This window comes from Varibaculum sp. GTC20041 (assembly GCF_055387755.1).
In genome coordinates, this window is sequence record NZ_AP041144.1 from 1,898,113 (window position 1) to 1,919,572 (window position 21,460).

The 21,460-nt window shown below is 51.9% G+C and carries 16 protein-coding genes and 2 pseudogenes; 7 read left to right on the forward strand and 11 right to left on the reverse strand.

Annotated features, from left to right (window positions below):
* Nucleotides 1-36: 36 nt before the first annotated feature.
* Nucleotides 37-1,092, reverse strand: a complete 1,056-nt coding sequence (locus ACZ5BI_RS08235; RefSeq protein ID WP_316690671.1) for a glycosyltransferase family 2 protein — start codon at nt 1,090-1,092, stop codon at nt 37-39.
* A 111-nt stretch (nt 1,093-1,203) separates the two neighbouring features.
* Between ACZ5BI_RS08235 and ACZ5BI_RS08240 the strand changes: the two genes are divergently transcribed.
* Entirely contained in the window at nt 1,204-2,097 is an 894-nt protein-coding gene (locus ACZ5BI_RS08240) for a glycosyltransferase family 2 protein (RefSeq protein WP_464896151.1), read from the forward strand.
* 4 nt (nt 2,098-2,101) lie between these two features.
* Here the strand turns inward: ACZ5BI_RS08240 and ACZ5BI_RS08245 are convergent, their stop codons facing one another.
* A complete protein-coding gene (locus tag ACZ5BI_RS08245) occupies nt 2,102-3,001 on the reverse strand; it encodes a glycosyltransferase family 2 protein (RefSeq protein ID WP_464896152.1) in 900 nt (299 codons plus the stop codon).
* Nucleotides 3,002-3,347: 346 nt separating this feature from the next.
* Nucleotides 3,348-4,298: pseudogene (locus tag ACZ5BI_RS08250) on the reverse strand (glycosyltransferase family 2 protein).
* Nucleotides 4,299-4,441: 143 nt separating this feature from the next.
* Between ACZ5BI_RS08250 and ACZ5BI_RS08255 the strand changes: the two are divergent.
* On the forward strand, nt 4,442-5,383 hold the full coding sequence (locus tag ACZ5BI_RS08255; protein WP_464896153.1) for an aldo/keto reductase: 942 nt from the start codon (nt 4,442-4,444) through the stop codon (nt 5,381-5,383).
* A gap of 144 nt (nt 5,384-5,527) precedes the next feature.
* Complete coding sequence (locus ACZ5BI_RS08260) at nt 5,528-7,555, forward strand: acyltransferase family protein (protein WP_464896154.1); 2,028 nt, start codon at nt 5,528-5,530, stop codon at nt 7,553-7,555.
* Between the two features lie 169 nt (nt 7,556-7,724).
* On the opposite strand, the gene iolD is transcribed toward ACZ5BI_RS08260, so the two are convergent.
* From iolD to iolC, 4 genes are read right to left on the reverse strand one after another with little or no spacing between them, the layout of a single operon-like run.
* Nucleotides 7,725-9,626, reverse strand: coding sequence for a 3D-(3,5/4)-trihydroxycyclohexane-1,2-dione acylhydrolase (decyclizing) (gene iolD / locus ACZ5BI_RS08265; protein WP_464896155.1), 1,902 nt, complete (start codon nt 9,624-9,626; stop codon nt 7,725-7,727).
* 2 nt (nt 9,627-9,628) lie between these two features.
* Nucleotides 9,629-10,519 carry a 5-deoxy-glucuronate isomerase gene (gene iolB / locus ACZ5BI_RS08270; RefSeq protein WP_464896156.1) on the reverse strand — a complete coding sequence of 297 codons (891 nt, stop codon included), beginning with the start codon at nt 10,517-10,519 and terminating at the stop codon, nt 9,629-9,631.
* A complete protein-coding gene (locus ACZ5BI_RS08275; protein ID WP_464896157.1) occupies nt 10,516-11,406 on the reverse strand; it encodes a Cgl0159 family (beta/alpha)8-fold protein in 891 nt (296 codons plus the stop codon). Before ACZ5BI_RS08275 ends, iolB begins: the two co-directional genes overlap by 4 nt.
* Nucleotides 11,407-11,410: 4 nt before the next feature.
* Nucleotides 11,411-12,406: a 5-dehydro-2-deoxygluconokinase gene (gene iolC / locus ACZ5BI_RS08280; RefSeq protein ID WP_464896158.1), complete on the reverse strand. Its 996-nt coding sequence runs from the start codon at nt 12,404-12,406 to the stop codon at nt 11,411-11,413.
* A gap of 292 nt (nt 12,407-12,698) precedes the next feature.
* Here iolC and ACZ5BI_RS08285 point away from each other — a divergent pair, with 292 nt between their 5' ends.
* Together ACZ5BI_RS08285 and ACZ5BI_RS08290 are read left to right on the forward strand one after the other, a co-directional pair.
* A complete protein-coding gene (locus ACZ5BI_RS08285) occupies nt 12,699-13,439 on the forward strand; it encodes a GntR family transcriptional regulator (protein WP_316087125.1) in 741 nt (246 codons plus the stop codon).
* 125 nt (nt 13,440-13,564) lie between these two features.
* On the forward strand, nt 13,565-14,653 hold the full coding sequence (locus ACZ5BI_RS08290) for a transaldolase family protein (RefSeq protein WP_464896159.1): 1,089 nt from the start codon (nt 13,565-13,567) through the stop codon (nt 14,651-14,653).
* Nucleotides 14,654-14,851: 198 nt separating this feature from the next.
* On the opposite strand, the gene groES is transcribed toward ACZ5BI_RS08290, so the two are convergent.
* Complete coding sequence (groES, locus tag ACZ5BI_RS08295) at nt 14,852-15,148, reverse strand: co-chaperone GroES (protein ID WP_022864743.1); 297 nt, start codon at nt 15,146-15,148, stop codon at nt 14,852-14,854.
* Nucleotides 15,149-15,411: 263 nt separating this feature from the next.
* Here groES and ACZ5BI_RS08300 point away from each other — a divergent pair, with 263 nt between their 5' ends.
* A complete protein-coding gene (locus tag ACZ5BI_RS08300; RefSeq protein WP_316099086.1) occupies nt 15,412-16,719 on the forward strand; it encodes a class I SAM-dependent methyltransferase in 1,308 nt (435 codons plus the stop codon).
* A gap of 511 nt (nt 16,720-17,230) precedes the next feature.
* On the opposite strand, the pseudogene tsaD reads toward ACZ5BI_RS08300, so the two are convergent.
* Nucleotides 17,231-18,277 (reverse strand): annotated as a pseudogene (tsaD, locus tag ACZ5BI_RS08305) (tRNA (adenosine(37)-N6)-threonylcarbamoyltransferase complex transferase subunit TsaD); the annotation flags it as partial.
* A gap of 206 nt (nt 18,278-18,483) precedes the next feature.
* Between tsaD and ACZ5BI_RS08310 the strand changes: the two are divergent.
* Nucleotides 18,484-19,692, forward strand: a complete 1,209-nt coding sequence (locus ACZ5BI_RS08310; RefSeq protein ID WP_316086731.1) for a Fic family protein — start codon at nt 18,484-18,486, stop codon at nt 19,690-19,692.
* On the opposite strand, the gene ACZ5BI_RS08315 is transcribed toward ACZ5BI_RS08310, so the two are convergent.
* Nucleotides 19,685-20,587, reverse strand: a complete 903-nt coding sequence (locus tag ACZ5BI_RS08315; protein WP_316086730.1) for a nucleotidyl transferase AbiEii/AbiGii toxin family protein — start codon at nt 20,585-20,587, stop codon at nt 19,685-19,687. The two genes, ACZ5BI_RS08310 and ACZ5BI_RS08315, sit on opposite strands and share 8 nt — an antisense overlap.
* Nucleotides 20,580-21,236 (reverse strand): type IV toxin-antitoxin system AbiEi family antitoxin domain-containing protein, encoded by a 657-nt coding sequence (locus ACZ5BI_RS08320; RefSeq protein WP_316098271.1) that lies wholly within the window; start codon nt 21,234-21,236, stop codon nt 20,580-20,582. The genes ACZ5BI_RS08315 and ACZ5BI_RS08320 overlap by 8 nt, the downstream gene beginning before the upstream one ends.
* Between the last annotated feature and the right edge of the window lie 224 nt (nt 21,237-21,460).

Consider the following 21,460-nt stretch of genomic DNA (forward strand, 5'->3'; position numbering starts at 1 on the left):
TCGATACTTGGCCGGTTCACTGTCGCCTAAATTGTTTCATTTGTTGTTAGCTTTTCCCTGGAAAAGACTATTTTTTATGTGGGATTTAACCGACGTTAGAATCCGTATAATTGCTGGATTTTGCATTACAGATTCTATCTCTTGGAGCCTACCGCTGATAATATTGAGCTCTTCGTGTATATCACGTTGTTCTTCTTGTATAGTGTGCTGCTTTACCTGCATATTAGCTAAGATTTGAATAACGCGATCCAACCTAGTTGCTAACTCCTCGGTTCCCTTGCCTATTAAGAGGGGTAACCCGGTACCCTGTTGACCAATGTATTTACGTAGTGCGTTGTCACGAACTTCGGCATCATTCTGTTGATGGCATTGGTCTAGCAAGAATACAGAGTTACCTGTATCAGGTGATCCATCGGTGGGGCGCTGGTGCCAGAATGCAAGTGGTTTTCCATCGATAAAGCCGAAATTACCAGCACACGCAAGTTGGAGGTTTAGGTACCAATCCTCCACCACATCAAGATTTACCTCGGGATCACTAAGGTCATTGACAGCGCTGCGCCTATACAATGTCGCGATTGGTACGGTGGTGTTCGCCCGCAAAAGGTTGGTAACCGAAATAACAGATTGCTCGGGATGGTAAATCCACCTTGATATCTCGACTATTTTACTTTTTTCTACGCTCTCTACCACTACTTCTAGCCTGGTAGCGACGGCTGTACTATCGGGATTGTCCTCTAAGTAACTGACCGTCTTACTCAAAAACTCTTCATCCCAGGTGTCATCATCATCGTGAACCACAAAGAACGGGCTATCGGTAGCATCGAAGCCCTGCTGCCAAGCACGACCTCTGCCAACGGAAGTGGTATTACTGAAAACTTCCGGTCGCGACGGCAGATTTTGTCCTTGCTGCTCCACAATCTTGTCGACTTGCTCAGCTGAGCCTCCATCGTTAACAATCACCACAGAAAAATCACGAAACTTCTGTTTAGCGATATCTCGTAAAGCTCTTTCAAGGAAAAATGGCCGATCCTTCGTCCGAAGAATTATCGATACCCGAGGAGGGGTTACGCCTTCAGCATTACATTCCACCATATACACTATTCTAGCCTTGTACACCCGAATATAGCTTTGTCCCGGTCTGTCAAAAGCTATTTCTTCAATAAACGAGTACTATGGATGTGCCCCGCGGGAAGGAAAATAATCATGTCGGAACCTCTAGTTAGCATAATCACTCGGACAAAAGATCGAGCGGTTCTTTTACGCCGCGCATTATCTGACTGTGTAAAACAAACCTACGACAATTTTGAGCTAATAATCGTAAATGACGGTGGTGCTTCCAGTCCTGTCGATGCCCTCCTTGAAGAATTCTCATCCAAGCTAGCGGGACGTGCCCGGGTTATTCACAATCAAGTTTCCCAAGGAATGGAACGGGCGTCCAACCAAGGCATAGAAGCTTCAAGCGGAAAATACATTTGTATTCACGACGATGACGACACCTGGGCTCCCAGTTTTTTGCAAACTTGCGTCGGTTACCTAGAAGCGAATCCTGATCAAGGGGGAGTTGCGGTCAGAACGCAGATAGTCCTAGAACAATTAGAGGGAAACAAGGTTACCGAAATAGGACGCGAAATAGCCTGGCCTGAAATCCACCAGTTCTCACTCTCTAAGTTAATGATCTCGAACATCGCGGTTCCAATAAGTTGTATGTATCCACGAGCGGTCATTGGCAATCTCGGTGGGTTCCGCGATGACTTACCAGTAGTTGGGGACTGGGAATTTCATCTGCGCTTGGCTCTCAAATATCAAGTTGGTTTCATTGACGGAAAGCCCTTGGCTTTCTGGCATCAACGCCGCGCGGCTAAAGGTGTAATGGGTAATTCGGTTTTCGCTGGTGCTGATAAGCACCAATACTTCGATCTACAGGTTCGAGACGAATATTTAAAGGATTATGCAGAGCACAACGGCATCGGAGCCTTACTGTGGCAGGCAGCGATGTTCAACCAGATCAGAGGCGGTTCAGAAACAGCTTTCGGGTGGACAAAACGTAAAGTACACGATTTCCTCGCGGAACGGCGGCTAGGGAAGAGTAAAAAGTAGCAAGCTATTTTCTTTCTGCCCTTGGGTATCTGATACGGGGGCGTTGCGCAAATCCCGAAAGGGCTGCCCGGACAAGTTTAAGTTTAAGTTTTAAGGGTGCCGGAGATTTTCGTAACTGAGAAACCATTCCTTGGAATAGATCCGCCAGAATCCGCAGTTTTCTTAACGACATGGCTGCAGATACTTGGTTGCGGGCTCCGCGAGAGAACTTCCAGAAATTATCTTCGGTAACTTCCCCCCAGTAAACCCCGGCATTATTAGGCATCCAATGGTCGCAGATTGAGTCCGGTACAAAGATTCCTTCCCGCCACTTAGCTAAACGATAGGTATATTCTGCATCGTCAAACCAGATGAAATATTCTGGATAAGGCAGGCCACATTGTTTTACTGCTTCGCGGGAAACTAGACAAGATACAAACGAGCAGCAATCTAGGTTGAGCCAGTTCTCCTCTCTTGCCAGAGGCATAACCCCATCCCAAGACACGGTAGGCAAGTTCATGTAACAGGCATTACCATCTTTCCACACCACCATAGAGGCTGCATAGGAAGGTAACTCCCCTCTGCTCTCGCCAGCTTTTTCTAGCCCCTGCACCAGTTTTTCGAGGGTGTCTTCACGCGGGATCGTGTCATCGTCCATAATCCAAAAGGCATCGTAACCCTCGGAATAAGCAACATCCATTCCATAGAAAAATCCGCCAGCTCCCCCAGTGTTTTTAGCTAGGCGATGCACTGCAGTAGGGAGTTTCATTTGCCTATTCTTAAGTATCTCTGGGGTTGAATCTGTTGAAGCATTATCAATAACAAAGAGTTTTTCCGGAAGATATGACTGTTTCTCTATAGCCGCTAAAGAACGCTGCAATAAATCAGACCGGTTAAAGGTAACCACTACCGCTGCAACTCGCATACTTTTCCTTCCTTCTGAAACAGTGTAAATACTGGTTCCACCGTGTAAATCTTATAGCATTACCCGGATCATCAGGATTTAGCTCCCTGAGCTACACAAAATCATTAAGCCTGAAGTATAGGCGCCGCCGCTCCGATGGTAAAGATTTCCTTTCTTCCCTCTATCTCCTTTTCCAGACCAGTTAATAAGCTGTAGCTCCCTAACTCAGAAGTTCTATCGCGGGGTCACACATTGATATTCTTAGATTGACAGGAAAAAATTTTTAAATTACACCTGTTAAAATTCTGGTTTCCAGGTTACTTAGGGTATTGAATATTATCCGTAAGAACCGCTTACGCTGTTTATTTTATCGGCAAATATTTTCTTGGGTGGCTACGATATAGTGCGGGCGCCGTTTAACTTCCGTATAGATACGGCCTACATATTCACCGACGATCCCGATGGAGGCCAGCTGCACTCCCCCAAAAGCGATGATTGCAGCGATAGTGGTGATATAGCCGGGCGCGCTCACCCCATTAATCAGCCAGCTTACAAACAGGTAGATAAAGTACAGCACTCCCAGGGTAAACACCCCGCCACCTAGCCAAATCACCGCTCTTAAAGGACGAGAATTAAAGGACAGCACCGAATCAATCGCATAGTTGAAAAGCTTGCGGGTACTCCAGGAGGATTCCCCACCCTCACGCTGCACATTCCGGTAAGTTATTTCTGCAGTAGGGAACCCAATCCAGGAAAATAGGCCTTTCGAGAAGCGTTGAACCTCCGGCATAGATAAAATCGCCCGCACGGCGCGCCGTGAAAGCACACGAAAATCTCCCGCACCATCCGCTAACTGTACATCCATCATGGAGTTAACAAACCGATAGTAAAGCCGAGAAAGCCCAGTGCGTACCGCCGGATCCCCCGTTCGATCCCGGCGGGCAATAACTTGATCCGCGTCCTCCTCGTCCATTTTCTTTAGCATTTCCGGGATCAACGAAGGTGGATGCTGAAGATCTCCATCCATAATCACTACCCGCTGTCCGCTGGATTATTCCAAGCCAGCCAACATGGCGGCCTCTTTGCCGAAGTTGCGGGAGAAACCGATAACTTTAACTCGTCGATCCCGCTTTGCTAAATCCTTTGCGACCTGCAAAGTCTTGTCGGGTGATCCATCATCAACCAGCACTAACTCCCAATCAATATCATGATTCAAAGCCGACTCAACCGCAGCGCGCAAGTTGATCAGATTCGCTTCTTCCCGATAACACGGCACCACCAGGCTGAGATCGGGGCAAATGCGCTTATTACTACTCACGTGCCTATCCTATAGGGAACCCCTCCATATTGGGATTCACGACCGTGATCCCACATCAACCTATTACCCAGCAATGTTTCTGCACCTGAGTCCCGAAACTAGTATCATGTCAATTGACAGTACAATTGCTTTTGGAGGAGATAATGTACCAGGTTAAGGGCACTGAACTTTCCGTTTTTGAACTGGCTTTAGGTGCGAACACTTTCGGTTGGACCAGCAATCAGGCTGATTCCTTTGCGGTAATAGATGCGTACCGGGAAGCAGGCGGGAACTTCATTGATACTGCCGATGTTTATTCTGCCTGGGGCGAAGGGCTAAAAGGCGGAGAATCCGAGACCGTAATTGGCGAATGGCTGCGCGAACGCAAAGCACGTGACCAGGTTGTTATCGCTACTAAGGTTAGCCAACACCCCGATTTTCCCGGTCTGTCCCCCGAAAATATTCAGGCTGCCTGCGAGGCTTCCCTCAAACGGCTACAGACCGACTACATCGACCTGTATTACGCACATTTCGATGACAATAAGACCCCTATCGCCGAGATGGCAAAAGCCTTCGATGCGCTAGTAAAAGCGGGCAAGATCCGGTACGTGGCCATGTCAAACTTTTCCCCTGACCGGATGCGCGAATGGTTCCAGGTTGCTAAAGAGGAGAACCTGTCAGCACCAGTCGCGATCCAAAATCAATACAACCTAGTCTACCGTAAAGAGTTTGAAGAAAACTACCAGCCTATTTGCAGCGAGTTCGGGGTTGCCGAGTTCACTTACTTCTCGCTGGCTTCCGGCTTCCTCACTGGAAAATACCGTAAAGCAGAAGACCTGGCCGGCAAAGACCGCAGCGATTTCCTATCGGAATACAATCGCCCTGAATCTTTTGCACTGGTAGATACCCTGGTGAAGGTGGCTGAGGAACTCGGTTCTACCCCCACTGCAGTCTCGCTCGCCTGGCTGCGCGCCAAGGGCGTGGCTGCCCCGATTGCGTCCGCACGTAATCCGGAGCAGCTAAAGGATCTGGTGGCTTCCGTCAGCCTGAACCTACCAGCAACAGCGATTGCGACCCTAGACGAAAAATCACGACCTTTCGCCTAAATACATAGAAAGTAAAAAATTAAACTACCGGCTTGGGTGAGGATGCACCTCACCCAAGCCGGTTTTTATATGACAGTAGATTGCATATATTTATCGTGCTGCAATAGCATCCTTAGCAGGTTCACCTAGCGAAAGATCACCGATATGAGTTCTCCTGCCAATGCTGTAAATGACAAGACCCGGCGCTTCCGCCCCGAAATTCAAGGATTGCGCGCCCTCTGCGCCTTGCAAATCATAGTGTTCCATGCCTGGCAGGTAGGCTCCCCCATCGGGGTGGATGTATTCATCATGGTCTCTGCTTTCCTCTTAGCAGATTCCTTTATCCGCGGATCCGATGCTGGTAAGAGCTATTCCGTATGCAAACGCTGGATTCAAACATTCCGCCGCCTGTTTCCTCCCTTGGTGGTCACCATCCTCTTAGCGATCGCGTTAACCATCAAGTATCTGCCGAAGACCAGGTGGATGGAGATCATCAACCAGTCCTGGCCATCCTTGTTTTACTACCAAAACTGGTATTTGCAGTCAGAGTTAGTCGACTATTTTGCTGCCGACCATTCCCTGTCCTCTCCGCTAATGCATATGTGGTGCATCGCAGTCCAAGGACAAATTTTCTTAATCTTCCCGGTAGTCTTCGCGGTAACCGCCCTGCTCTGCCGCAAATTAAAAATCTCCGTCCGCAAAGGGATTTTCACTGTTTTTTCTCTCTTAGCCCTGACTTCATTTGCCTGGTTACTAGTAAAGTTTTTCGACGGTACCGCTTCACAATACTATTTCGACACTCGCATTCGATTTTGGGAGTTCGCGATCGGAGTTTTAGCGGCTCTCGCTATGAACAGGGTTAAGTCCGGATCCAAATGGCATGACGCCCTGGGGTGGTTTTCCATCGCAATCATCGTGGTTTTCGGTCTGCTCTCCGTGGGCACCTACCCCGGTCCCATCTGCATCCTGCCCATAGTCGCAGCATGCCTAGTAATGCTATTTGTTCGCAGTGATTCGAACTCCAGCTCGGCACGGCTGTTGTCTTGCCGTCCTCTGGTATATATCGGGGACAATTCCTACGCCCTTTACCTGGTACACTGGCCAATCTTCGCGGTTTATATGGGTGCGCGTCAGCAGGCTAACCTTTCTCTTTTCGAGGGCGGATTCTTATTCCTAGTTTCCTTAGGGCTAGCAGTCCTTCTAACCGAGCTGGTTGATAACCCGGTACGTTCCCTGAAACTATTCAATAAGACCTGGCTGCATAAAGTCAGCGTTATTGTCTTGGCTTTGGCGGTTGGTGCCGGTGGCATTGCTACCGCCTCTTGGCAGATAAACAAGCGAATCTCTCCCGCCAAGCACGTCACAGTTTCTAGTCACCCCGGCGCGCGAATCCTCCTACAGAAAAATCCCCCCACCAGTTTTAAAGAAGATCCCTTGCCCGCTCCTGGAGAGCTAGGTAAACAGTGGGCAAGTCTGCCGTACCAATGTGACGGAAGCTTTGCCGGGGCACCAGATTTTGGAGAAGCCGCCGGTCATAACAATTCTTGTCGTCAGCTTCACCAGGAAGGTACTGATGGTGCTAATGTCCTGGTATTTGGTGATTCCCATGCCGAGCAATACTTGCCCGCCATCCAGAAAACGGCAGAGAAACGCAACTGGAATTTAGCTGCGTTGCTCATGGGAGGCTGCAAGATCTCGCGTGACTTCAACGGCCATGACGATACCTGCAAAAAATGGGTACAAGCCGGATTGGATTGGGCGTTAAATAAGGCAAAACCAGATGCGGTAATTATGGTCTCCACGCTTACGCAACCCGGTAGTCCCGATCAGGTATTACCCGGTCATCCGGATGTGATTTCCGAGTTCTTGGCGAAGGGAGTAAAGGTAATCGGGATGCGCGACACCCCCAATTTTTCTCAAAATATCTATGAGTGCGCTGTGTCAGTCCCTAATCCCCAATCCTGTGGCGTCCCCTATGGACAGGTATATTCGAAGACTCTTAACGGTCTACCTGTAGAAAACCCTGGTTTCCATTTCGTGGATTTATCGCCCCAGATATGTCCCAACGATGCGTGCAGCCCCCTGGTCGGTAATCTTTACGTCTATATGGATCACGACCACCTAACTAAGTATTACTCCCAGGCCTTAGAAGACTTCTTCGCTCAGCAGACCAAAGGGATCCTGGAACCCTAGCGTTGCGAAAACCACATCTTTAAGCCAGACTGAACTCGATAATCCCCGATAGGGGCTAATACACCCACCCATAAAAAAACTCCCGGGGCGGGGATTTATTTCCCCGCCCCGGAACTTTTTCGGGCGTTAGCCCGACTCATTCACTATTAGATTTGTTAGAGACTATTGGCTACTGCTTCCAGTAGTGACGCTGATCCACCAGCGCTTCCTCGTATTCTTTACGAGCCTGCTGGGTGGATTCAATGCGAGAAACTTCCGGCACCGCCACGTCCCAGTAAGAACAGTTCGGCGGGTTCGGACCAAACAGGTTGGTCTCGATATGAATCATCACTGCCTGTTCAGATTTCTCCGCCTGGCGATAGGCATCCCGGAACTCTTCGATAGTGTGCACCTTCAGCACTTTAATTCCCCAAGATTCCGCGTTCTTGGCGATATCTACCGGCAGTAGCTCCCCGTCCTCGTTATGGGGATTGCCATCACCCATCCGGTAGCGAGTTCCGAAACGCTGAGAGCCGTGAGACTCCGAAAGCGAACCAATCGACGAGAACCCGTAGTTTTGCAACAAAACATAGATAACCTTGATGTTTTCCTGCACCACCGTCGCCAGTTCCATCGGTAGCATCTGGTAGGTGCCGTCACCGACAATCGCCACCACTTCCGAATCCGGCAACGCCATCTTGACTCCCATAGCCGCGGGAATCTCGTATCCCATGCAGCTAAAGGCATACTCTACGTGGTATTGCACCGGAGTCTTCGCTTGCCACAGGCACTGCAAATCACCCGGCATCGACCCGGCGGCGTTAATCACCACATCGTTGTCGCCCATCATGTCGTTAAGCGCGCCAAACACCTCGGTTTGCGCCGGCAACTCTTGATCATGGGCACCGTAGCATTCCGCGGTCTTTTCAAACCAGTCTTCGCGCTCGCTGGCAATCTCGCGGCTGTAATCTTCGGATACCCGGTAATCTCCGAGTGCTTCTTTCAAAGCAGCCAGCGCCAACTTGGCGTCAGCCACCACCATTTCACCCGCATGTTTCGCCGCATCGAAGGCTTTCACGTTGATGTTTACAAAGCGCACATCCGGGTTCTTGAACTGGGTGTGGGAAGCAGTAGTGAAATCCGAGTAGCGAGTACCCACCCCGATCACCACATCCGCTTTATCCGCCAAATGGTTCGCGCTATTAGCGCCGGTAGAGCCGACGCCCCCGACGGCGCATTCATGGTCATAGTTGATGGCGCCCTTACCCGCCTGGGTATCGGATACCGGAATCCCGGTGGCGCTCGCCAAATCGCGTAGCTCCTGGGAGGCTTCCGCATAGATCGTGCCGCCGCCGGAAACAATCAACGGACGCTTCGCCGACTTAATAATCGCTGCCGCCCGCGCCATCTCGGTTTCAGACACTGCGGGACGGCGCACATGCCAAACCCGCTTTTCAAACATTTCTACCGGCCAATCGAAGGCTTCGGCCTGTACGTCTTGCGGCATTGCCAGCACTACTGCTCCGGTTTCGGCCGGGTCAGTCAGTACCCGCATGGCGTTCATCAAGGACGGCATTAGCTGTTCGGGACGGTTGATCCGGTCAAAGAAACGCGAGACACAGCGGAACGCATCATTAACGGTTACGTCCAAAGAACGCGGATCCTCCAACTGCTGGAGCACCGGATCCGGGTAGCGGGTAGCGAACTGGTCAGAAGGCAGCAGCAATACCGGCACCCGGTTAGTGGTTGCCAGCGCGGCGCCAGTCACCATATTCAAAGCGCCCGGACCAATCGAAGTGGTAACCGCGAGAGTCTGCAAGCGGTTCTTGGCTTTAGCGAAAGCCGCGGCCGCGTGGACCGCACCCTGTTCGTTACGCGGCATGTAGTATTCCATTACTCCCCCATCAGGGGTGGAATCTAGTTCGTTTTGCAGCAGCGCCTGACCGATACCACACACGTTTCCGTGTCCGAAAATCCCGAACGTGCCCGGGATCAGACGGTATTCTTTGCCGTCGCGCTCGGAATACTGGTTGATTAAGAAGCGGATTGTCGCCTGCGCGGTCGTTAGGCGAACGGTCTCAATTTTTGCCATCCTTAGTCCTCCTTGATGGTGGCGTTGGTCATGGGCAGACGGGGATCGGCTTCGCCGCCACCCCAATCTTCAGTGAGCCAGACATAGTCGGGATCAATAGTTACCAGCCAGGTGGCGTCCTCAGCCGGGCCGGCCATTACATTCAAATAGTACAGGTGGTATCCGGGTGCGGCCACGGACGGGCCGTGCCAACCGTGCGGCATTACTACTACATCCCCGCTGTGTACCTCGGCGCACACATCAATCGTGTGTCCTTTAGAGGGGTAGATCCGCTGCAAAGCCATTCCGGTAGTGCCATTTGCGGCTGGTTTTACCTGGTAGTAGTAGATTTCTTCCAAAATCCGTTCAGTTTCGGAATGTTCATCATGTTTATGGGGAGGATAGGACGACCAGTTACCACCGGGAGTAATCACTTCGGTGACCAGCACGTGGTCAACCTCTACCGGGTTCCCCATCGTGTAGTTGTGAACTTCCCGGGTGCAATCGCCCTTACCGCGAATCATGGAGATAACTTCGTCTTTGGGGCAGTAGCGCAGCGGCTTTTCGTTCTTGGCTACCGAGCTAGGAAGCGCAAACCGCCCGCCTTTTTCACTGCTCACCGTAAAAGTGGTGTTAATCGGTACGTACAGGTAATCGGTGATTTCGCTCCAGATATCTTTGCGGCCTTTTATTTCGAAAGTTTCGCTGCCAACCGTAACCGTGCAGCCGCCCTCGAGAGGTAAAACCAGCAGTTCCGAATTACCGGAGGTGACCTCTTGGCTGGCTCCCGCCGGCAGATTCAGAACCTTCAGTCCCGAGAACTCCCAACCGGCTTTTTCCGGGGTTAAATCCAATTCGTACTGGCCATTTTTTAGCTGACCGTCGCGGAATAAGTAATTGTCGTTATCACTCATAGCAAACCTACCGTCTCGTCTACGGCCTGCGCGACATCGCCGCTGGCCGGGAATAATAGTGAACGACCGATGACCAACCCGAGTACATTGGGCAGTCGCAAAGCGTTGCCCCATGACTCCATAGCGGCATCGGGATCCTTAGATACTTCTCCCCCTAGGATCAAAGAGGGAAGTGTAGTGGCTTCCATGACGCGTTCCATCTCGGCAACGCAGGGAAGTTTCAACCAGGTATAGGCACTGGTTCGTCCCAGCCCGGCCGCAATCGCCATCGACTTGATAACAGCTTCCGGGGTGAGGACGTTGCTGACGTTTTCAGCCGGACCTTCCGAAATAAACGGCTCAACCATCGCCATGAGTTTGCGCTCTGCCAGTTCATCGATGGCGCGGGCAGTAGCCTGCAAAGTAGAGACGGTGCCGGCATCTGCATAGTTGATCCGGGTTAGCATTTTTCCCCCGGCCAAGCCCGCATCCTCTACCCCCTGGGCGTCATAGCAGTTGAAACGGTCATCCATTCCAAAAGTAGCCCCCGCTAGCCCGGCGCGGTTCATGGATCCGAAGACTACTTTATTGTCGAGGGCGCCCAGCAGCGCCAAGTCCTCGATCATATCGGCGGTTCCTAAGAAACCGTTTACTCCCGGTCGCGAGAGCGCCTCACAGCAGCGTGCCAGTAGCTCTTCCCGGTCGGCCATGGCGGAGGGATCATCTCCGGCTGCCAGCGCCCCGCGCGCCGAGTGATCGCAAGCAATGACCATCAGTTTTTCAGGTTTACCGTCTTTTCCTTGCAGCGCTTCTTTCAGGCTGGGACGAGGACGATTTTCCAGAGTTTTTGCTATCCGTTCCGGCTCAAAGGCGCGGATTTCCGCCAGTTTTGAGATTAACTGTCCCATCGTCCTACCTCTTAGTAACAATCGGAGCGGACTGAGGGTTCTTAGAAATCATGTCTAAGATTTCCGGTTCAGACGGCATCGCCGTGGAGCATTCCAGACGGGAACTCACAATTGCCCCGGCGGTGGAGGCCGCCGAAATAATCTGCGGTAGATCCCAGCCCGAGAGCAATCCGTGACAAAGCGATCCTCCAAATGAATCACCCGCGCCCAGGCCGTTGGTGACTTTTACCGGAGTTACCGGAACTTCAATCCGCTCTTCCCGGGTCTTGCATAAGGTTCCCAGGGGGCCTTGCTTAACGACTGCGATTTCTACTCCCCGCTCTAGGAGGGCGTCGGCGGCGCGATCCGGCTCGGTTTCTCCCACCGCGATGCGGCATTCTTCTTTATTGCCCACTGCGACTGAAACTTTCTCTAGCATTCGCTCCACTTCGCGGTGAGAGGTTTCTTCATCGCTCCAGAAAGTAGAGCGGTAATCTAGGTCAGCGATTGTCCATTTATCCTTGTCTCCTAAATCCCGCAGGTCTAGGGCGTGATGATGAGCGCTACGCGAGGGTTCTTCCGAGAGGCCGGTAACGGAAATCCAGAAAATCCGGGCGTCTTTCACGGCGTCCTCGGGAATATCTGCTTCCGTTAACTCCAGGTCAGGGGTAGAAGGCTCCCGGTAGAAATAGAGGGGGAAATCGTCGGGCGGGAAAATCTCGCAAAACGTTACCGGGGTGGCAAAGTTGGGATTATCCACCACATAGGTGTCATACACCCCCAAAGAGCGCATCTCCGAACGCACGAACTTACCGAAAGGATCTTTGCCCACTCCGGTGATAATCGCGGACGAGTGACGCAGCTTCGCGGCTGCTACCGCTACGTTCATGGGACTGCCACCCAAGAATTTTCCGAACTGTTCCACCTTTTCGAGCCCTACTCCGGTCTGCAGCGGATAAATGTCTATCCCAGAGCGCCCAATGGTAAGCACATCTACGGCCGGCATCTTAAAACTGTTCATAACAGCGATCCCCTTTTTACATCGTTGTCGACTACATCGTCAGCGCCACGCGCGATGGTTGCCACAAAGCTGTGACGTTTTGTAATGACATTCTAGCAAAGTTCTATAGCGAGAGGAAGCCTGAAATTCAAATTTCGAGTTCTAGAACCACCGAGCGGGTGACAAAAATCAATTACACACCCTTAACCAAAGATGCCTTCAACGTTAATTTTAGGTGTATTCTACATTAATGTAATAGCTATATAACAATGAGCGCTATTGTAGCCTGAAAGCGCCCTAGGAAGGAGTCCCCATGGCAACGCTCAAAACCTATGTAACCGATATTGAGCTCGACCATTCCTCTCCCATTCCCCTGTACCACCAGATTTCTGAACCCATTAAGGAGTTAATCCTAGACGGCACTATCCCGCCGGGAGCAAAACTTGAAGATGAGTTATCGATGGCCTCCCGCCTGGGAGTATCGCGCCCCACTGCCCGGCGCGCCCTGCAATCGCTAGTTGATTTACGCTTGGTGGTACGCAAACGCGCGGTAGGCACTATTGTTGCCCCTAAAGAAATACACCGTCAGGTTAAACTGTCTTCCCTCTATGACGACTTAAAAGACTCCGGACAAAAGCCCACCACCAAGATTATTTCCTATGAAGAGGTCGAGGCCAGCCAAGAGATTGCAGAGGATCTACGCCTTGAAGAAGGACAAACAGTTATCAAAGTTGTGCGCTTGCGCCTTGCCAACGGCGAGCCACTAGCGATTATGACCAACTACCTTCCCTCGGAAGTTGCCCCCACCGAACAGGAGCTACGTTCGGGAGGACTTTATGACGCTATGCGCAGCCACGGGCACGAAGTGGTCAGTGCTTCGCAAACCATTTCCGCCCGTAAAGCCAGCAGCGAGGAAGCAGAAATCCTACAAGAATCACGGGGAGCTGCAATTTTGAGTATGCGACGCATTGCTTACAACCAATCCGGGGTTCCCATTGAAATCGGGGATCACGTTTATCGCGCCTCTAGATACCGCTTCACCGTCAGCCTTTAGTGACGAAGCTCACTCCCTCTTTGCTCTATTGTCCTGTCAAAGTCTTGACGCTATAGTCTTTTCCCCTTAACCTGGAAGGGAACCGGCGCCGAAGGCGGTGTCCGTTAAAGAACGAAGGAGACTCAATGACCGAGATTAAGATGACCCCCGGTCCCCTGCAAGATGCAGCCAAGAATTCAAAGACCGCGCTGTGGAACGATTCTTCCGATTTGGAAGAACTACGTCAGTCGATCTCTTGGGGCGGAGTAGGTGCGACCTGTAACCCAACCATTGCTTACACTACTATTTCCAAGCACCTAGACATCTGGGCTCCTCGCATCAAAAAGATTGCCGAGAGCATGCCCACCGCCACCGAATCCGAAATCGGTTGGCAGGCTGTAAAAGATATGTCCATTGAGGCCGCTAAGCTGCTAGAACCAGCCTTCGAAGCCTCCAATGGCCGTAACGGTCGCCTCTCGGTGCAGACCGATCCAGCGAACTACCGCAACGCCAAGGCACTAGCCGACCAGGCAGTAGAGTTCTCCGAAATGGCTCCCAACATTGTGGTAAAAGTACCTGCCACCAAGACTGGGATTGAAGCTATCGAGGACGCCACCTACCGGGGCGTATCCATGAACGTAACCGTTTCCTTCTCCGTTCCCCAGGCAGTTGCCTCCGGGGAAGCCATTGAGCGCGGTCTGAAACGGCGCGAAGCTGAAGGCAAAGACATTTCCACTATGGGTCCGGTCGTAACCTTGATGGTTGGCCGTCTCGATGACTGGCTGAAGATTTGCGCCAACCGCGACAAACTGGTTCTAAACCCCGGACACCTGGAATGGGGCGGAATCGCTGCCGTAAAGAAAGCGGTCGCAGAGTTCGAAAAACGGGGCTTGCGTTCCCGCATGCTAGTTGCGGCCTTCCGTAACACCATGCAGTACACCGAGCTAGTCGGTGGCGACATCGTTATTTCTCCGCCTTTTGCTTGGTCCAAGCGGATCCAAGAGTCCGACTACCAGTACGAGCCCCGCTTCGAAGAACCGGTAGCAGAAGAAATCATGGAAACCTTGATGAAGGTGGAAGATTTCCGCCGCGCCTACGAAGTAGATGGCATGAGCGTCGAAGAGTTCGACACCTTCGGCCCCACGGTGCGTACCCTACGCGGGTTCCTCAAGTCCAATACTGACCTGCAGGAACTGGTACGCGACGTGATTTTGCCGGCGCCGAAAGAAAAGTAGTTCCGCGTGGCGAAATAACAACTAAATAGCTTTAAAGTCGGGGGCGAGATTTTCTCTCCCCCGACTTTTTTCACCACTGCAACGCTTGCTCCCGCAGCGGCAAGAGCAGACAAAAGGCGGGGTCGGAATTCTCCGACCCCGCCAATTGCTTTACGGCTAGTTAGCTGGCGAGTTATCTCGTCCAGCCAGCGCTAATAGCTAGCGCTCGACCTTAGCCAAAATGTCGCGCGCGGAAAGAATCAAGTATTCTTCCCCGCCGTACTTGACCTCGGTACCGCCATACTTGGAGTAAATCACGCTGTCGCCCTCGGCAACATCCATCGGAACCCGGTTACCCTGGTCATCAACGCGACCTGGTCCCACCGCGATTACTTTACCTTCCTGCGGCTTTTCTTTAGCAGCGTCGGGGATAACCAGACCCGAAGCGGTCTTTTGTTCCGCTTCTGCCTGCTGAATCACGACGCGATCTTCTAACGGCTTAATGGAGACTGACACTGCAGACCTCCCTTTCTTTTTCCAAAAACTTTTCGGTTTTAGTACCGGAACTTTGACGTCGCGGGTTGCCAGATTTCCGGTGCCAGTCTGGAGTCTTGTAACTCCAAATGCACTATTTAGCTTAAGTGTATTCTGGCACTCAATCAAGCTGAGTGCCAGATTTAGCTTACGCCCTGGGCGAATCCAGTTCTTGCCCCCTTTAGTATTGCAAAACACCAGGACACAAGCTCGGTTAGACTAAAAATGTCAGAGGGGAGAAAACTATGGTTACTGCCAAGCCGCTACTAAGTTATCCGCAGCTGCGGCAGCTAATCGCGCATTTTCCCCCTAGTGATGATCCGATGGTGGCGGCGCTTACCACCAAAACCGGTTGGCAGCTTTTACAAGAAAACCCCGCGCCAAGCCCCTCCGAAGCTGCAACTATCGCTAAGCACCTGCGTCAACACCACCCGGCGAATCTAGTGTCGTCCCTGCAAACCCAATGGAAACTGCGCGAAAAAGCCCAAGAAAAAATGGGGAACGCGGAGGCCAGGAACTGTCTCTTTACCCGCGACGGACTCGAACAGGCTACCCGAAAAAATGTGGCCACGCAGCGAGCTAAACGTTATGCAGCCGTCGGCGTCACCAACCTGATAGATCTCGGGTGCGGGATTGGCGCCGACTCGCGGGAACTGGCACGCATCTGCCCAGATTTTCGCGCAGTCGACCAGAGCCCGGCGGCTGCCACCTGTGCGGCGATCAACCTTGCTGACCAGCCAGGAGCCCAAGTTCTATGCACAAGCGCCGAACATGTTGTCGCCCAGAAAAAACTGCCCGCCCTGTTTGTAGATCCGGCACGCCGCGCCGCTACCGGACGCGTCCTCTCCCCTGCCGCCTGGTCACCTCCCTTAGAGACAGTGTTGGAATGGGGAAAGCGCGCGCCCTATCTAGCAGTAAAAATAGCGCCCGGCATTGATCTCGCTAACCTGCCAGCTGGCTACCACGCCCAATGGGTGAGCGTAGAGGGCAACCTGGTAGAGTGCGCCCTCTATTCGCCCGGGCTGGCCCCGGAAGGAGCCGGACGCTCAGCACTAATCATTTCCCGCGGCGGGGTAACCCAATACCGCTGCGCTAGTGCCCGCAATCCGGGAGAAAGTCATGTACAGGTTCGAGCGGCAGCAAACTTGGGAAACTATCTTTTCGATCCAGATCCTGCCATTATTCGCGCCGGAATCTTGCCTGACATTTGCCAACGTTTAGAGGCCGCGCCAGTATCTAGCAAAATCGCTTACCTTACCGGAAACGCTCTTCCTGCCAGCAAAGACACCCCGGCGCTGCGCTGCTATCAAATAGTGGAAAACCTGCCTTTAAAAACCAAGCAGGTTAGCTCTTACTTACGCTCCCGCCAGGCTACCCGCTTGGATGTCCTGAAGCGAGGAGTCGCCCTCGATATTGCTACCTGGCGCAAAAAAGTAATGCCCAAAAAGCAGCGGGACTGGACTCCGCTCACCATCACCGTAGCGCTAACCCGGGTAGGCGGAGCGCACCGATGCCTCGTGCTAGAGGACGCGGGGATAACCCTAGGACGATAGCCCCGCGCTTCCTGCCGACTGCCGTTCAGACCCCGAAAGGCTATCGGCGGGGCTCCACATCATCAGGCGGCTCGACCGTCACGGACGGTTCATCCGGATCTGACTTTTTCGCCTGCGAACGCTCGTGTAGACGTTGCTGTGCTTGCTTGGCGTATACGCGTCCCTTTTCTACCGCCTGTTCCATATAGGGACGCGCCTTCTCCATGGTTTCTTCCGCATATTCGCGGCTTTTCTCTGCCGCCTGCTCCACGTAGGGGCGAGACTTTTCTACCGCCTGTTCTACATAGGGACGCGCTTTCTCTAGGGTTTCTTCCGCGTATTCACGTCCCTGTTCTACTAAAGGTTTAATCCGGTCGGCGGCTTTTTCAGCAGCTTTTTCAAATTCTGGGCGCATCTGGTCAAATGATTTCGCCATATTTTCTTTCACCTTTCGATAGATGCTTTCCGTTTCTACCCTTTTTTCTTGGGTATCATTGCTTGCGGTCTGAGACTTTTCCGTATCGTTGAGGCTCGGAGCCATATAAATCTGGGTGAGCGCCATCTGAGAGTCAGGGCCAAAATCTGTCGGCGAGGCCGGCATTCCCACTTTCACCAGCGCCTCACCAAGGGCGGCAATCTGAGCGCCATTGTCGGTACAGAACCGAATCGGAGGAATCCGCACGGTAATCCCCGCCGATTCGGCGCGCTGGGCGAGGAGTTCACGCAAACGCGAGTTAGCGGAAAAACCGCCCCCCACCACGATTTCGCGGCAATCAAAATCCTGAGCCGCCTGTACCGCTTTCTTGGTCAGGGAATCGTTCACCGCCTCGGAGAATCCGGCGCAAATGTTTTCCCGGTTAATAGTTTCCCCGGTAGCCTCTAGCCCCTCAATATAGCGGGCAACCGCAGTTTTTAGACCCGAGAAAGAAAAGTCATAGCGGTGGCGCTCTTTGTCTTTACCGGCTGCTAGTCCCCGTGGGAAACGGATAGCTTTCTTATCCCCCGCCTGCGCCAAGCGGTCTACATGCGGACCTCCTGGATAGGGCGTATTCAGCAATCGCCCTACTTTATCGAAGGCTTCCCCGGCGGCGTCATCCAAGGTACCACCAAGTTCGGTAATATCGCTGGCGAGGTCGCGCACCAGCACCAGGTTCGAGTGTCCCCCCGAGCAGATAAGCCCGATAAAGGGTGGATGGAACTCCCCTTCTACCAGCGCGTCCACCGCCAGGTGTCCGATTACGTGGTTCACTCCGTACAGCGGTTTATCTAAGGCGAGTGCCAGGGCTTTAGCCGCCGAAATACCTACGGTCAGCGACCCCACTAGTCCAGGGCCTGCCGCGCAAGCAATCGCATCTACTTCACTTAACGCTACCCCGGCCTGTTCGCAGGCAGCCTGTAAGGTGGGCAGGAAGGATTCCAGGTGCGCCCGGGACGCAATTTCGGGGATGATTCCGCCGTAACGAGCATGTTCATCCATCGAGGTGGCAGTACAATCTGCCAATAGTTTTCCCCCGCGCACCAGCGCCACGCCGGTTTCGTCACAGGTAGACTCGATTCCCAGGATCAGCGGTTCACTCATAGTCCCCATTTTACCCACACCCTGGATTTGCGACCTAACGATATCTCCTCTAGCTGGAATAACTATCTTGGAATATGATCCGGGCAATGCTTCGGCTGGCAATAGGACTTTACCTAAAAACGGGACATTGGGTCTAAAAAACAGGACATTGAATGGGCAGGACTGCGCCAATCTCAGCTAAAATGACACTAGCAGCAGGAGGTGTGATGACGGATAGCGGCGAGCTCGGGGAACCCAAAGAGGATCCATTTGCCCAGTATGTACGCCAGGGATCCCCGTCTCAACGCTCTCTGACTGCTGCTTGGCAGGCAGGTATTGGTTTACAAGCTGTCGATGGTTTAGCGCCCTCACCATATCTAATAACTACCGCTAAGAGCTCCATCGAAGGCGAAATCACTTTAGATGAAGCTCAACACCTGGTTAATTCCTACTATCAGCAAAACCCTCAGCGAGGCGTAAACCGAGTGGAGGAGGCCGATAAGGTAGCTACCCGGGTTGCGCAAGTATTATCTGAGGACGGATTCGTATTCTCGGCTGCGCAGTATCTGGCGATACACCGCCGGCTTTTTGCAGGAATCTATGCCCAGGCCGGAAAAGTTCGTACCTACAATATCTCCAAGAAAGAGTGGGTGCTGGACGGAGATACCGTCACCTATGGCAATGCTGCCGATTTAATGGCAACCCTGGAATACGATTTAGCTTTAGAGCGCGCTTTTAGTTACCGGGGGCTGAGTACCACCGGAATTATTGAACACCTAGCTTCCTTTGTGGCTAGATTGTGGCAGATTCACCCCTTTGATGAGGGAAATACCCGCACGACCGCCGTATTTTTCATCAAGTACCTCCGCACCTTGGGTTTCACTGTCGACAACACCCCTTTTTCGAAAGACGCCTGGTATTTTCGAAACGCGATGGTGCGCGCGAACTACGAAAACCTGACTGCCGGGATTCACGAAACTAACGAATACCTAGTTAAGTTCCTAAGGAACTTGCTGCTGGGAGAAGAAAATCAGTTAAAGAATCGGTACCTGCATGTCAGCGGTTTAGTTAGTACTGCAGAGAATCAGGCTTTTGAGTCTAACGGGCAGGAAGTTTCCCTGGAAACTCAGGACATTACTTCCGCTGGCGATGGGACTTTATCGAAAAAACAGGATATTGGGGCTAAAAACCAGGACATTGAATGGGCAGGATTGAGCCAGATCTCGGCTCGGCACGCCCAAAAACTCTACGATTTCTTCGGGAACGAGGGCGTTTTCTCGCGTTCTCAGGTGACGGAGATACTGGGGATAACCCCCTCCCCGGCCTCTGAACTTTTGCGGAAACTCCTGGCCGCCTCCCTAATCAGCAAAGTTAAAGGCAAAGGGAAAGGCAGGTACCACTTCCCTCCCCCTCAGCCCGAGGGCGGGGCTAACTAACTTTCTTCTCCCACTGAAGTAGCGCGGGTTTCCAGGTCATTTTCCCTAATCGCATCTTAACTGCTGGACTAAGTAAAGCTTCAGCGAGCTTTACTGCTCCCCTAACCGTTTTCAGAGACTCGGGTAGACCAGTTTGTAACCACATTTTTTCGTACTGCTTTTCTTGTGGCTGTCCCCACTCTTCTGGAATCTGGAAACTTTCAGGCAAGGTGATATGACGTACGGATGCTTCTCGCTTAATTACCGCTTGAAGTTTACTTCCGTCGATTGCGCACGTCCTCGCATATACCGCAATATCAACCAAATCCTTTACGCGCGAAGAAGGCTTTCCCTCATGTCTTTCCAGGAGTGCACACAACTTGTCAGCCAGCGCATTTTCGACTGGATAAACCCGATAGTCACGCGTTTCCAAACCATCAACTTGAAGTCTACCTGCAGGAGAAACTATCTCTGGCTCTTCAAAATCTACGTCATCCACAACTAAATCAATAGCAATGGTCTGCATACGTTTGGCTCCTAGGATGGGAGTAAAGCGCACAGAAATACCGCTCCGGTATTCTTCATTAACTTTAAATGGTCTCGCCTCAGCAAACTCGAAGGTAATAAAGTCACCCAGGTCAGTTTCAACCAGTTTGATTAGCTCGCTGAGCGCACTATCAATATCACTTTGTAACGACAGCAGATCAATGTCACGAGTGGCTCTAGCCTCAGGAGTTCTCGCCAACAGCGCCTGCCCACCTTTTAATATGAAGGTGCTGTTTTCCGATGCAAATACGCGACAAAGAAGTCGATGAAAATAGAAAGATGTTACCGCACGACCGGTTTCAGCTGATGACTTCGCAGCCGCTGCTTTAACTGCCATTTCAAGGGCTGCAGGGTTGGCATATTTAGCCATCTTTCGCCCTTTCGCTAAGTCCTGCTTCGGAGAGCAAATCTTTATAGATTCGACTCGCCTTTTCTTCCTTATATTGCCCTTTTAATAGGTACTCAAGCATACCAAAGTTAAAATTTCGATTGGCATACCAGGCATCATGTAAAGCGTTTCCGATCAAAGAAAAATCTTCATTGTCAAGCATTAGGTCGAAAATAGTGCGTTCGGGGCGAGTAACCGGAATGCCCTTTACGAACGCGACCTGGCTGCGGGAAACATTTCGTCTACCGAAGTTTACCGCGCGATTTCTGGTGTTAAATCTTTTCGGCGAATACAACCGATACGTAGACAAATGAAAATCACCGACTTCTAGCAATGACGCCGCGGTAGAGCCTCCCACTACCACACCATCCCAGGTCGATGTTTTCATGCGCTCATAGGTGAATTTTGCGGGATTAGTCAGTTTCCATACTGCTATTAGCTCATCCACATAAGTTGCCCCCGCTCCCACCATGCGATAGGCGCCGCGCATAATTCTTTCAAGCCGTCCCGCCTTCACCGCGTCATGTAGCGCGTCCCGGGGTATCCCGGTACGCTCGGCTTGCGCAGTGGTAAATACCCCCTCAGATTCTGATAGCTGCGCAATAGATGCGACCCGATCCAAAGTTTTCATGTTGCAATTGTAGGTTATTTCCCGACAATTGCAACACTTAATCGTTATTTCTTGGAATTATTTACTAGGGCGAGGCTGGGGTTTAGCGTTTATCGGTAAATAACGGGCTAAGTAACCTTGCGGTAAGAGGACGGTCATCATTCGGGAAAGCGCGGACGGCGGGCTCGGAGAAAATCTCCGAGCCCGCCTTGAAGTTTTAGCGAACCGCTAATTCTTTTCAGTGC